Source organism: Amycolatopsis stemonae (assembly GCF_054781455.1).
Window position 1 is genome coordinate 95,754 of the sequence record NZ_BAAGUJ010000021.1, and the last position, 12,358, is coordinate 108,111.

The window sequence follows — 12,358 nt, forward strand, 5'->3', positions numbered from 1 at the left end:
TGCCGCATCAGCCCTTCGTCGCTCCGCCCGTCAGGCCCTTCACGAACTGCTTCTGCAGCGCCAGGTAGAAGATCAGCACCGGCAGCGTGGCCAGGAACATCAGCGCGAACACGCTGCCGAGGTCGGCCTGGTACTGGCCGATCGAGCGGTAGATGCCGGTCGTGATCGTGGTGCCCTGGCTCGGGCCGAGGATGATCAGCGGGTCGATGAAGTCGTTCCAGATCCACACGCCCAGGAAGATCAGCACCGACGCCGTCGCCGGGCGCAGCAGCGGGAACACCACGCGCCAGAACACCTGCATGCGGCTCGCGCCGTCGAGCAGGGCCGCCTCCTCCAGCTCCACCGGCACCCCGCGGATGAAGCCGGTGAACACGAAGACGCCGAACGGCACGTAGTACCCGACGTTGAACAGGATCAGCCCCTGCAGCGTCGCCATCAGGTGCGTGACGCGCAGGACGTCGGTGATCGGGATGAGGATGACCTGCGGCGGGATCATCAGCCCGGCCAGCAGCACCAGGGTCAGGACCTTCGTCCACCGCCTGCCCGAGCGCGCCAGGTAGTGGCCGAGCATCGCGGAAAGCACGGTCAGCACGAGAATCGACAGCACCGTGACGACCACGCTGTTGGTGAGGCTGACCCAGAACAGGCCGTCCGGCCGGGTCAGCACCACGTGGATGTTGGCCAGCGTCGGCGGCAGCGGGAGGGACGCCGGCTCCTTCGCGATCAGGTCGCCCTGTTTCACGACGTTGGCCAGCACCAGGTACAGCGGCACGAAGAACACCGCGCTGACGACGAGCGCGACCGACGGCCGCAACCAGGAGCGCGTCACAGGTCCACCTCCCGGCGGCGGAGGAAGTTCAGCACGATCGTCGTCACGACCGCGACGATCACCAGCATCAGCACGGCCATCGCGGACGCGTAGCCGACGTGGTTCGAATCGAACCCGGTCTGCAGCACGTCGAACGCGATCGTCGCGGTGGCCCCGGATCCCGGGCCGCCGTTGGTGATCACCTTGACGTAGTCGTAGGTCTTGAACGCGGAGATCAGCAGCACGACCGTGGTGATGGTCAGCGAAGGCGCGAGCAGCGGCCAGGTGACGGCGCGGAACCGGCGCAGCGGCCCGGCGCCGTCGATTTCGGCCGCCTCCAGCAGTTCCGGCGGCACCCCCTGCAACCCGGCGAGGTAGACGACCACGCAGAACCCGAGCATCTGCCAGCACACGATCGACGCGACCGAGTACAGCGCGACGTCCGGATCGGACAGCCAGCCCGGCGGGTGCTCGACGCCCAGGGACCGCAGCAGGGTGTTCAGCGGGCCCTGGTCGTCCAGCAGCCGCGACCACACGATCGAGACGACGACCGAGCTGAGGATCACCGGCGTGAAGAACACGCTCCGCAAAGCGTTGTACAGCCAGCCTTTCCGGTCCAGGAGCAGCGCCACGCCCAAGCCCAGCACGTTGGGCACGATCACCACGATGAGCGTCAGGATCGTGGTGACCTTCAGCGCGGTGAGGAACTGCTCGTCGGTGAACAGCAGCTTGTAGTTGTCGAACCCGACGAACTTCACCGGCGGGTTGAACGGGTTGTAGTTCGTGAGGCTGTAGCCGAAGCTGATCAGGATCGGGGCCATCACGAAGCACAGGTAGACGAGCACGCCCGGCGCGCCGAACGAGGCGAAGTGCCAGACCCGCGGCAGGACCGGCTTGCGCCGCCTGCCGCGAGCGGGGGCCCGGCGGGTCTTCGGGGGTGCTGGGGGACTGACGACGGCGGCCAAGTGCGTCAGCCCGCCTTCGCCCATTCGGTGTCCAGGAACGCGCACGCGTCGGCCACGGACTTGCGGCCGGTGATGACGTCCTGCGCGGCCTGGTCGACCTTGTCCTTCATGCCGGGCAGCAGCCCGTCGTCGGCGGTCTCCCAGCGGAAGGCGTGCACCACGGCGTTCTGCTGCACGGCCTGGGTGTAGAGGTCGTAGCCGGCCTTGAACGTCGGGCCGACGCCGGCCGGCGGCGTGTAGCCCTTGATCGCCGGGAACAGGCCGTCGGCCTTGACCGAGGCGTCGAGCTGGTCCTTGTCGAGCTGGAACCCGAGGGCGAACTTCTTGGCGGCGTCGAGGTGGGACGCCTTGGCGTTCACGATCATGCCGCCGCCGGTGTAGGCGGGGACGACGAGCTTGCCGTCTTCGGTCGGGAAGTTGAAGACGCCCACCTCGAAGTCGTGCTTCTTGCTGTCGGCGTTGGCGGCGAACCAGTTGCCCATCGGGTACATCGCGCTCTTGCCGTCGAGGAAGGCCTGTTCGGTCGCCGCGTAGTCGCGGGACACGCTGGTCTTGTCCACGTACCCCTGCGCGGCGAGGTCGGCGAGCTTCGAGAACGCTTTCTGGAACTCGGGATCGGTGAACTTGACCTTGCCCTGGCGGCGCTGGGTCAGCCAGTCCGGTGTCGTGGCGTAGACCTCGGTGCTGACGAGTCCGGAAAGGATCATCGACGACGGGAAGCCGTCCTTGCCGCCGCCGATGGTGAACGGCGCGATGCCCTTGTCCTTGAGCTTGCCCGCGTCGGCTTCCAGCTCGGCCCAGGTCTTCGGCGTCGACGTGATGCCGGCGTCGGCGAACATCTTCTTGTTGTAGTAGATCGGCGGGATGGTCTGGGTGTTGGCCGGCAGCTGGTAGTACTTGCCGTTGACCGGGTTGGCCTCGGGGAACTGGAAGTCCTTGAGCTCGTCGGGCGTCCAGGCGTAGAGGTTGCCCGCTTCGGCGAACCCCGCCGAGTCGACGGCGATCATCACGTCCGGGAACTGGCCGGACTGCAGGAGCTGCTTCGCGTACGACGTCCGGCCGTCGGCGGTCGGGGCGACGAGCTTCTTGACCTTGATCCCCGGGTTCTTGTCGGTGACGCGCTTGATCGCCGCGTCCCAGTAGGCCGGGGTGAGGTTCGGGGTTTCGAAGGTCAGGAAGGTGATCTCTTCGTCCCCGCCGCCCCCGGTGTTCGAGCCGACCGAACACGCGCTCACCGCCAGGAGCAGCGTTGCTCCGAGCGTCAGGAACCTTCTCATCGTGCCTCCCACATGCCACCCACCATATGTGATGTATGACGCATTTGATCGGACGTCTACTGCGGTGTCAAGCGTCGAAACCCGTCGAATCTGGGGGCGATGTGCCGAGAGATCAGATCTTTCGCTGCAATCGGACGACCGTGCTCGCGAAGTCGCCGGTCGGCAGGCCGAGCGGGAGCCCGTGGGCGAGGAGCACCGCACCGCTGTGCGTGGTCCCGGAATCCGGATCGACGTACCGGTGAGCGGGATCGAGGCCGTCGAGCCGCAGCGGGCGGCCGGGCGCGGTGAAGTGTGCGGCCTGCCGGTAGGCGAAGACGACCACCCGGTCGCCGTGGACGTACTGGAGCGCGGTCACCCCGTCGTCGACGGGCGGCCGGAGGCGGTACAGGGCGCCGTGCTGGACGACCGGCCGGATGTCCTTGTACAGCGCGATCAGCTCGCGAGCGAGGGCGAGGTCTTCTTCCGGCCAGTGCACGATGTCGCCGCCGACGCCGAGCACGCCGGCCATCGCAACGTGGAACCGGAAGCGCAGCGGCAGAGACCGTGCGGTGACGAAGTTGGGGTTGTCGGTGACCCAGGCCGACATCGCGCCGGCGGGGTAGAGCTGGCTGTAGCCGTGCTGGATGCGCAGCCGGTCGAGGGCGTCGGTGTTGTCCGACGTCCACACCTGGTCGGCGCGGGCGAGCACGCCGAGGTCGATCCGCCCGCCCCCGCCACTGCACGCCTCGATCCGCAGTCCCGGGTGGTCCTGCCGGAGCCGGTCCAGAACCGCGTAGACGGCTCTGGTGTGCTCGACCCACAAGCGGTCCGGGTCGGCGTCGGCCGGCCAGCCGGCTTCGCTGAACGGGCGGTTCATGTCCCACTTGAGGAAGTCGATCCCGTGGTCGCCGACGAGCCGGTCGAGCCAGTCTCGGGCCCATTCCCGGACGTCCGGCCGGGCGAAGTTGAGGACGAGCTGGTGCCGCAGTTCCGACCGGCGCCGGTGCGGGTGGTGCAGCACCCAGTCCGGGTGGGCGCGGTAGAGGTCACTGTCGGGGTTGACCATCTCGGGCTCGACCCAGATGCCGAACCGCATGCCCCGTTCGTGCACGGCCTCGACCAGCGGCTTCAGGCCGTCGGGGAAACGCTCGCGGTTGACGTGCCAGTCGCCGAGCCCGGCGTGGTCGCCGGTCCGCGCCCCGAACCAGCCGTCGTCCATGACGAACAGCTCGGCCCCGAGCGACGCGGCCCGCTCGGCCAGCGCCCGCTGTCCCTGCTCGGAGACGTCGAACCCCGTTGCCTCCCAGGAGTTGTACAGCACGGGACGCAGTTCGCCCGGGTGCGGCAGGACGTGCTCCCGGACGTAGGCGTGCCAGGCGCGGCTCGCGGCGCCGAAGCCACCGTTCGAGTAGAGCCCGGCCGCGACGGGCGTGGTCAGCGGCTTTCCCGGTCCGACGCGGTGGACGACGCCGTCCTGCCCGAACCCGCCGCTCACGGTCAGCCGTCCGGTGGACGAGCGGGTGGTGGTGAGGCGCCACGACCCGCTCCAGGCGAGGGCGACGCCGTAGACCTCGCCGTGGCGCTCGGTCGCGGTGCCGTCGTCGACCATGACCCACGGGTTGGCGTGGTGCCCGGTGATCCCGCGCCGGCTGGCAAACGTCGTCTCGCCGTGGGCGGCGGACGTCCGGTGCAGCTGGGTTTCCGCGGCCCAGCGGCCGGCGACGTGGCTGAGCCGGTAGTCCTCGAGGACGGGCAGCGCCCAGGTCGCCGAGTCGGCCCGGACGACCTCGACGTCGGTGTCGGCGGCCAGTTCGGTCCACCGCTCGAGGACGTTCTCGCGCAGGCGGTAGTGCAAGGTGATGCGGAGGGGGTAGTGCCGGTCTCGCAGGTGGACCTTCAGGTGGCTTTCGACGATCTCGTGGTCTGCGTACTGCCATTCGAGGGCGCGCGTGCCGTCGGCGAAGCGGACTTGGAGGGCGGGCGTCCAGTACCGGGTCCCGCCGTCGGCGGCGAGTTCGTCCCGGCCCTCGTTGGGGTCGTTGAAGCCGTCCCACCAGGGGAGCGTTTCGGTCGCGAGCCCGGCGGCTTCGGCGGGCGAGAGCCTCGGGCCCCAGTAGACGTGGGTCGGCGCGTCGTCCTCGTCGAGCCGGAGGGCGTAGGTGCTCGAGCCGCCGGTGAGCACCCAGAGCCGGCGGTCGGAGTCGAAGCTGATCTCGGCCATGCGCGCCATCCTGGCCGCGGGCCGGGTGGCCGCCAAGAGACGTCCCGCTGACCGGGCCGTGACCTTCCGCGTCCGAAAGGGTGTTCCTTCGGGCGGTATTTCCGTTCGAGGTTCGCGATCCGTAACAGGAACCCGGTAACGGGGGATTGTGCGGGATATCCGCCGGGGAGGCGAACGCAATGGAAGACCCTGATCGAAGCCGGGCCGCCAAGATCGTCGATTCACCGTCCGTGCACGATTTGATCATCGAGCACCAGAAACCGGGACGGCCGGATTTCGCGCGGCTGCGGGCGGAGTTCGAAAAGAACCAAGGGCGCATCCTGGAGGAGTACTACGCGCTCAACTTCCCCGCGGCGTTGCTGCTGGTCGCCCAGCCGCGGTCCGGGTGGTCGCGCGGGGTGCTCTACAAGACCAGGCTCTTCTACGACCCGAGTCAGAGCACGCCCGAGTTCGACGCGGTGTTCCGCTCCGCCCGGCGGGTCGAGCGAAAATACGCGGTGCTCCTGCGCGGGCGGGTGCAGGAGATCCTGACGCAGGGCATCTACACCACGGGCGCCCATCTGCTGGCGGTGCTCGACGCGATGTCCCCGGCCCGCGACCGGAGCCCGGACGAGAAGGACCGCATTCTCGGCGCGGCCGAGGCCGGGAAGAAGGAAACCAAGCAGATCGAGCGGTACGCCTATCTCGCCGCCATGAAGTCGGCGTTGATCCGGTACCTGTCGGGCATTTTCCTGGGCGCGCTCGTCGTGGCGCTCGGCGTCTACCTGGCCGTCATCCTGCGGCTGAAGCTCGAAAACGGCACTCCCGTGGTGGTCTGCCTGGCCTGCGGCGGGCTCGGCGCGATGGTCAGCGTGATGGTGCGGATCACCAACCGGCGGAAGGTGCAGGTCGGCATCGACCAAGGCCGGTTCGTCACCGTTCTTTCGGGTGCCTTCCGCTCGATCATCGGCGCGGTTTTCGGGGCGGTCCTGTTCGTCCTCGTCGCCGGGGGCCTGCTGCCGATCGCGATGCCCGGAGCGGCGGACAAGGTCTCGTTGTTCTTCGCCGGGCTGTCGTTCCTGGCCGGCTTCAGCGAGCGGTGGGCCCAGGACACCATCATCCGGACCCTGCCCGGCGCGTCGGACGCCGGCGACCCGCGGCCGCCGGAGGCCGAGAAGAAGAAGTCGCCGCTGGTGGACGTGACGAAGCCGCGTCCGCCGGGGACCGGGCAGGATCAGGACGGCGAAGCGCTCAAGGGCGGTCGGTCAGGTACCCGCCCATCGTCTTGAAGTACTCGTGGGCCGGCAGGTCCGTGCCGTCCGCGGTGCGCACCTGCTGCACGACCAGGCCCGGCGACCGGCCGCGCCGCGCGTCCGGACCGGCGACGATCACCACGCCGTCGCCCTCCTTGATGAAGATGCGGCCCGGCGTCCCGCCGTAGTGGCCGCGGGACACGGACGCGCGCAGGATCCGCAGCGGCTCGCCGCGGTGGTAGGTGAACGCGTTCGGGTACGGGTCCGGCAGGGCCCGCACGAACCGCTCGATGTCGGACGGCGCCGACGTCCAGTCGATGAGGCTGTCGCGTGCCGCGCGCTTGTGGAAGAAGCTCGCCTTCGTGCGGTCCTGCGGCACCGGCGTGTAGCCCGTCTCGATCAGTGAGATGGCCTCGGCGGTGATCGGGGCGATCAGGTCCACCGTGCGGTGGAACAGGTCCGTGGTCGTGTCCGCCGGGCCGACCGGGATCGCGCGCTGCAGGACGATGTCGCCCGCGTCGAGCTCGCCGTCCATCATGTGGGCGGTCACGCCGACCTCCGGCTCGCCGTTGATCATCGCCCAGATCAGCGGGGAGAAGCCCGCGTAGGACGGCAGCAGCGAGTCGTGGATGTTCAGGGTCCCGTGGCGGGGCAGCTCGAAGATCTCCGGCGGCAGCCAGGTGCGCCAGTTGTTCGCCACGATCAGGTCGAGGTCCGCCGCCTTCAGCTCGGCCGGCAGCTCCGCGTCGTCCGGGCGATCGCGCAGCAGGACCGGGATGCCGTTTTCCGAGGCGAGGTCCGCGACCGAGTCCGCCCAGATCCGCTCGTAGGCGTGGTCGCTCTTCGGGTGCGTGACCACGAGGGCGACCTCGTGACCGGCGTCGATGAGCGCCCGGAGGGTCCGGTGCCCCCAGGTCTGGTAGCCGAACATCGCCACGCGCATTCGAGAGTGCCCTTTCGTGATCGGGGGACCAACATCACCACGAACGTACTAGGCGAGGCTCGCCTAAGTTAGGTTAGGGTTCCCTGAACCGTATCGGAGCACGCGAGGGAGCACCATGACTGCAGAGGTCCCGATCTACGACGTCGTCGGCGTGGGCTTCGGACCGTCGAACCTGGCCCTCGCGATCGCCCTCGCCGAGCACAACGCAAGCGCGGAGGAGCCGGTGACCGCGCACTTCCTCGAGCGGCAGCCGCGCTTCGGCTGGCACCGCGGCATGCTGATCGACACCGCGACCATGCAGGTTTCGTTCCTCAAGGACCTGGTCACCCTGCGGAACCCGACCAGCGAGTTCAGCTTCCTCAACTACCTCCACGCGGCGGGCAGGCTGGTCGACTTCATCAACCACAAGAACCTGTTCCCGCTGCGCGTCGAGTTCCACGACTACTTCGCATGGGCGGCCGCGAAGGTCGACGACGTCGTCTCGTACGGCACCGAAGTCGTGGCGGTGAAGCCGGTCCACGACGGCGACGAGGTGGCCTACTTCGACGTCGAGGCCTCCGACGGCTCGTCGCTGCGGGCCCGGAACCTCGTGGTGGGCACCGGTCTGCGGCCCCGGCTGCCCGACGGCGTCACCTCCGGCGACCGGATCTGGCACAACAGCGAGCTGCTGTTCCGCGTGGACGCCCTGCGCGGCACCGACCCGAAGCGGTTCGTCGTGGTCGGCGCCGGTCAGAGCGCCGCGGAAGTCGCCGCGTTGCTGCACGACGAGTTCCCGGGCGCCGAGGTGTGCGCGGTCTTCGCGCGCTACGGCTACAGCCCGGCCGACGACAGCTCGTTCGCCAACCGGATCTTCGACCCCGAAGCCGTCGACCGCTTCTACGAGGCGGGCGAGCCGGTCAAGGACCGCCTGATGCGCTACCACGGCGCGACGAACTACTCGGCCGTCGACATCGACCTGATCGACGAGCTGTACCGCCGCGTGTACCGCGAGAAGGTCCTCGGCGTGGAACGGCTGCGGCTGTTCAACGTCTCGCGCCCGGTCGAGGTCACCGACGCGGGGACGGTGACGATCGAGTCGCTGACCACCGGCGGGCGCACGGTCCTGGACGCCGACGCCGTCGTCTACGCCACCGGCTACCGGCCCGCGGACCCGACGCCGTTGCTCGGCGAGCTGGGGCCGCGCTGCCTGCGCGACGACGACGGCCGCCTCCGCGTCGAGCGCGACTACCGCCTGACGACGGAACCGCCCCTGCGCGGCGGGATCTACCTGCAGGGCGGCACCGAGCACACGCACGGCATCACGTCTTCGCTGCTGTCGAACACGGCCGTGCGGGTGGGGGAGATCCTGCGGTCCATTGTGGACCGCCGGGTCGTCGCCGAGCCGGCGGAGGAGTACGCCGTCAGCGCGCGGTGAGCTGCTCCCGGAGGATGTCGCCGTGGCCGGTGTGGCGGGCGAACTCCTCGATCAGGAACAGGTAGATGAACCGGAGGGTCACCTCGCCGACGACCGGGTGCGTCCACCGGTCGTCGAGCGAGAAGCCCGCCGCGATCTCGCGCGAGCGCGCGCAGGCGCGTTCGTACTCGGCGATCACGTCGGCCACCGTCTCGTCCTCGGCGACCACGAAACTCGGGTCGCCCGGGGTCGACGGGCCGTCGCACTCGGCTTCGTCGAGCCCGCCCACCAGCCACTGGAACCAGCGGCGCTCGGCGACGGCGGCGTGCTTGACCAGGCCGATGGGCGTGGTCAGCGACGCGACGAGCCGCGTCCGGGCGTCGGTTTCCGACAGGTCACGCGCGTTGTCGACGAGCGCGCGGCGGTTGCGGTCGAGCATCGCCTCGAGCAGCTCGCGCTCGGGGCCGGCGGTCTTTTCGGGCAGGGCGTACACGGGGGAACCAGCTTCCTGACGGGGAGTGTGCCGGAATCGGCGTGAGGGCCCCAGGATAGCGCTAGTTCACCGGCGCCGGGTGGTGCCGGCTGATCGGGATCACCATCGGCGTCCCGCTCACGGGGTCCGGCGTCACCTGGCAGCGGACGTCGAAGACCTCGTCGACCAGCTCTTCGGTGATGACCTCGACCGGCTCGCCCGACGCCACGATCCGCCCGGACTTCATCGCGATCACGTGGTCGGCGTAGCGGCACGCCTGCGGGAGGTCGTGCAGCACCATGACCACCGTCCGGCCTTCACCGCGGTTGAGGTCGACGACGAGGTCGAGGACGTCGATCTGGTGCGCGAGGTCGAGGTACGTCGTGGGCTCGTCGAGCAGCAGCACCGGCGTGCCCTGCGCGACGGCCATCGCGATCCACGCGCGCTGCCGCTGGCCGCCGGACAGCTCGTCCACCGGCCGGTCGGCCAGGTTCGTCATCTCCGTGGCCTCCAACGCGGACCGCACCGCGCCTTCGTCCGATGTGGACCATTGGCGCCACCAGCTCTGGTGCGGGGCGCGGCCGCGGCCGACGAGGTCCGCCACCGTCATCCCTTCCGGCGCCACCGGCGACTGCGGCAGGATGCCGAGGCGCTGGGCCACCTGGCGCGTCGGCAGGTCGTGGATCGACCGGCCGTCGAGGTACACCCCGCCCGACTTCGGCGTGAGCAGGCGGGCGAGCGTGCGCAGCAGCGTCGACTTCCCGCACGCGTTCGGCCCGACGATGGCGGTGATCCGGCCGTCCGGGATGTCGAGGTCGAGGCCGTCGATGACGACCCGGTCGTCGTAGGCGACGCGCAGGTCCTGCACCCGAAGGGAAGGGGTCATGGGGTCAGCCTCCGGAGCCGGATCGGTTGGCCCTGGCCAGCAGCCAGAGCAGCAGGGGCGCGCCGAGCACGCCGGTCACGATGCCGACCGGGAGTGCCGACGCCGTCAGCGAGCGCGCGATGATGTCGCTGCCCAGCACCACGGCCGCGCCCATGAGCGCGGACGCCGTGATCGGCGGCGAGGAGAGCTTGGCGAGCCGTTGCGCGATCTGCGGTGAGGTCAGGGCCACGAACGAGATCGGGCCCGCCGACGCCGTGGCGAACGCGACCATCCCGGCGCCGGCGAGCAGCAGGCCGAGCCGGACCGGCTGCACCGGGGTGCCGAGCCCGGCCGCGACGTCGTCGCCGAGCAGCAGGGTCTGCATCCACCGCGACAGCGCCAGCACCAGCGGGAACAGCACGACGAGCGCGCCGGACAGCGGCACGACGTGCTCCCAGCCGCGGTTGGCGAGGTTGCCGACGAGCCAGCCGATCGACGCCTGCGCCTCGGTGATCTGCGCCTTGCTCAGCAGGTAGTCGGTGAGGCTGGTGCACATCGCGAAGATCCCGATGCCCACCAGCAGGATCCGGTACCCGGTGGTCCCGCGCCGCCACGCCAGCGCGTACACGAGCAAAGCCGTCAGCAGCCCGCCGACGAGGCCGAGCGTCGTGGTGCCGAGCCCGCCGCCGAAGCCGAACGCGATGCCGGCGACGACGAAGGTGGCCGCGCCCGCGTTGATGCCGATCATGTCCGGGCTGGCCAGGGGGTTGCGCGTGATGGTCTGGAACACCGCGCCGGACGCGCCGAACGCGAGCCCGGCCAGCAGCCCGGTCAGGGCCCGGGGCAGCCGTAGTTCCTGGACGATGTAGCCGGTTCCGTTGTCACTGCCGCCGAAGAGCCCGGACAGGACGTCGGACACGCTCATCGGGACGTCGCCGATCGTCATGCCCACGCAGAACAGCACGAACACGAGCACCGCGAGAACCGCGGAAACGAGCAGCAGCCGCGGCCGGACCCGGCCGGACACCATGCCCGTGCGGAACGTGACCCGGTCGCTCCGGATCCGCAGGAGACTCACGTCAGGACTCCACGAGCTTGCGGCGGCGGACCAGCCAGATGAAGAACGGCGCGCCGAGGAACGCGACGATCACGCCCGCGCGGATCTCGCCCGGCCGCGCCAGGACCCGGCCGAGGATGTCGGCGGCGAGCAGCAGGCACGGCGCGAGGACGGCCGTGTAGGGCAGCAGCCAGCGGTGGTCCGGGCCGATGACGAACCGCACCGCGTGCGGGACGATCAGGCCGAGGAACACGATCGGTCCGGCGACGGCGACGGCCGCGCCGGTCAGCAGCGTGATCGCCAGCGCACCGCGAAGCCGCAGCGGGCCGAGTTTGCGGCCGAGCGCGATCGCGACGTCGTCGCCGAGGGCGAGGCTGTTCAGCGCCGGGCCGCTCGCGATCGCCAGCACCACACCGACGACGAGGAACGGCAGGACCTGCAGCAGGGCGGTGCCGTCCACACCGGTCAGCGAACCGGCCGACCAGAAGCGGTAGCGGTTGAGCGCCACCGGGTCCGACAGCACCATCGCGCTGGTGAACGACGCGAGCAGCGCGGTGACGGCGGCTCCGGCGAGGGCGAGCTTGACCGGACTCGACCCGGCGCGCCCGCGCGTGCCGAGGAAGTAGACGACGGCCGTCGCGGCGAGCGCGCCGCCGAAGGCGAACCAGACGTAGCCGTAGAGGGAACTGATCCCCAGCACGGTGATCGAGAACACGATGGCGAACGCGGCCCCGGCGCTGACGCCGAGCAGGCCCGGATCGGCCAGCGGGTTGCGGGTCAGCGCCTGCATCACCGTGCCGGCCAGGCCGAGCCCGGCGCCCACCAGCACGGCGAGCACGGTCCGCGGCATGCGCACGCTGTGGATGATCACGGCGTCCGCCGAGCCGTCGTTGTGCCACAGCACCTGCCAGACGGCGCCGAACGAGATCTCCTTGGACCCCAGCCAGATGCTCAGCAGGCAGAGGAAAACCAGCGCGGCGAAGGCGGCCAGCAGACCGAGCGCGCGGCCCGTGTGTGGCGGGCGTCGCGTGAGAGCGAGCCCTCCGGGGTCTGTTCGCACCGCACCTCCGACTGGTACTCATTTTAGGTAAGGCTAACCGATGGTACAGCAGTGCATTCTCACCCTCGGTTTGTTAGGTTGCCCTA

11 protein-coding genes are annotated in these 12,358 nt (G+C 69.9%); 2 read left to right on the forward strand and 9 right to left on the reverse strand.

The features are described from left to right. Positions 1 to 7: 7 nt before the first annotated feature. The 4 genes from ACYVLJ_RS43435 to ACYVLJ_RS43450 form a co-directional block, all read right to left on the reverse strand. On the reverse strand, positions 8 to 829 hold the full coding sequence (locus tag ACYVLJ_RS43435) for a carbohydrate ABC transporter permease (protein WP_460443075.1): 822 nt from the start codon (positions 827 to 829) through the stop codon (positions 8 to 10). After that, positions 826 to 1,797, reverse strand: coding sequence for a carbohydrate ABC transporter permease (locus ACYVLJ_RS43440; RefSeq protein ID WP_451972320.1), 972 nt, complete (start codon positions 1,795 to 1,797; stop codon positions 826 to 828). Before ACYVLJ_RS43440 ends, ACYVLJ_RS43435 begins: the two co-directional genes overlap by 4 nt. After that, positions 1,779 to 3,050, reverse strand: coding sequence for an extracellular solute-binding protein (locus tag ACYVLJ_RS43445; protein ID WP_451972322.1), 1,272 nt, complete (start codon positions 3,048 to 3,050; stop codon positions 1,779 to 1,781). Before ACYVLJ_RS43445 ends, ACYVLJ_RS43440 begins: the two co-directional genes overlap by 19 nt. 112 nt (positions 3,051 to 3,162) lie before the next feature. After that, positions 3,163 to 5,250: an alpha-galactosidase gene (locus tag ACYVLJ_RS43450; protein WP_460443076.1), complete on the reverse strand. Its 2,088-nt coding sequence runs from the start codon at positions 5,248 to 5,250 to the stop codon at positions 3,163 to 3,165. A gap of 230 nt (positions 5,251 to 5,480) precedes the next feature. On the opposite strand from ACYVLJ_RS43450, the gene ACYVLJ_RS43455 reads away from it, so the two are divergent. After that, entirely contained in the window at positions 5,481 to 6,518 is a 1,038-nt protein-coding gene (locus tag ACYVLJ_RS43455; RefSeq protein ID WP_451972326.1) for a hypothetical protein, read from the forward strand. On the opposite strand, the gene ACYVLJ_RS43460 is transcribed toward ACYVLJ_RS43455, so the two are convergent. Then, on the reverse strand, positions 6,481 to 7,425 hold the full coding sequence (locus ACYVLJ_RS43460; protein WP_460443077.1) for a methionyl-tRNA formyltransferase: 945 nt from the start codon (positions 7,423 to 7,425) through the stop codon (positions 6,481 to 6,483). The two genes, ACYVLJ_RS43455 and ACYVLJ_RS43460, sit on opposite strands and share 38 nt — an antisense overlap. 115 nt (positions 7,426 to 7,540) lie before the next feature. On the opposite strand from ACYVLJ_RS43460, the gene ACYVLJ_RS43465 reads away from it, so the two are divergent. Continuing rightward, positions 7,541 to 8,839 (forward strand): lysine N(6)-hydroxylase/L-ornithine N(5)-oxygenase family protein, encoded by a 1,299-nt coding sequence (locus ACYVLJ_RS43465; RefSeq protein ID WP_460443078.1) that lies wholly within the window; start codon positions 7,541 to 7,543, stop codon positions 8,837 to 8,839. On the opposite strand, the gene ACYVLJ_RS43470 is transcribed toward ACYVLJ_RS43465, so the two are convergent. The 4 genes from ACYVLJ_RS43470 to ACYVLJ_RS43485 form a co-directional block, all read right to left on the reverse strand. Next, positions 8,826 to 9,311: a DinB family protein gene (locus ACYVLJ_RS43470; RefSeq protein ID WP_460443079.1), complete on the reverse strand. Its 486-nt coding sequence runs from the start codon at positions 9,309 to 9,311 to the stop codon at positions 8,826 to 8,828. The genes ACYVLJ_RS43465 and ACYVLJ_RS43470 overlap by 14 nt on opposite strands. A gap of 61 nt (positions 9,312 to 9,372) precedes the next feature. Beyond that, a complete protein-coding gene (locus tag ACYVLJ_RS43475) occupies positions 9,373 to 10,176 on the reverse strand; it encodes an ABC transporter ATP-binding protein (protein ID WP_460443080.1) in 804 nt (267 codons plus the stop codon). A 4-nt stretch (positions 10,177 to 10,180) separates the two neighbouring features. After that, on the reverse strand, positions 10,181 to 11,233 hold the full coding sequence (locus ACYVLJ_RS43480; RefSeq protein WP_460443081.1) for a FecCD family ABC transporter permease: 1,053 nt from the start codon (positions 11,231 to 11,233) through the stop codon (positions 10,181 to 10,183). A 1-nt stretch (position 11,234) separates the two neighbouring features. After that, complete coding sequence (locus tag ACYVLJ_RS43485; protein WP_460443082.1) at positions 11,235 to 12,272, reverse strand: FecCD family ABC transporter permease; 1,038 nt, start codon at positions 12,270 to 12,272, stop codon at positions 11,235 to 11,237. Positions 12,273 to 12,358 lie beyond the last annotated feature (86 nt).

Coding starts and splice junctions, on each gene's coding strand:
- ACYVLJ_RS43440 (WP_451972320.1), bottom strand. CDS start 1,797: ATGGGCGAAGGCGGGCTGACGCACTTGGCCGCCGTCGTCAGTCCCCCA.
- ACYVLJ_RS43445 (WP_451972322.1), bottom strand. CDS start 3,050: ATGAGAAGGTTCCTGACGCTCGGAGCAACGCTGCTCCTGGCGGTGAGC.
- ACYVLJ_RS43450 (WP_460443076.1), bottom strand. CDS start 5,250: ATGGCCGAGATCAGCTTCGACTCCGACCGCCGGCTCTGGGTGCTCACC.
- ACYVLJ_RS43460 (WP_460443077.1), bottom strand. CDS start 7,425: ATGCGCGTGGCGATGTTCGGCTACCAGACCTGGGGGCACCGGACCCTC.
- ACYVLJ_RS43465 (WP_460443078.1), top strand. CDS start 7,541: ATGACTGCAGAGGTCCCGATCTACGACGTCGTCGGCGTGGGCTTCGGA.
- ACYVLJ_RS43475 (WP_460443080.1), bottom strand. CDS start 10,176: ATGACCCCTTCCCTTCGGGTGCAGGACCTGCGCGTCGCCTACGACGAC.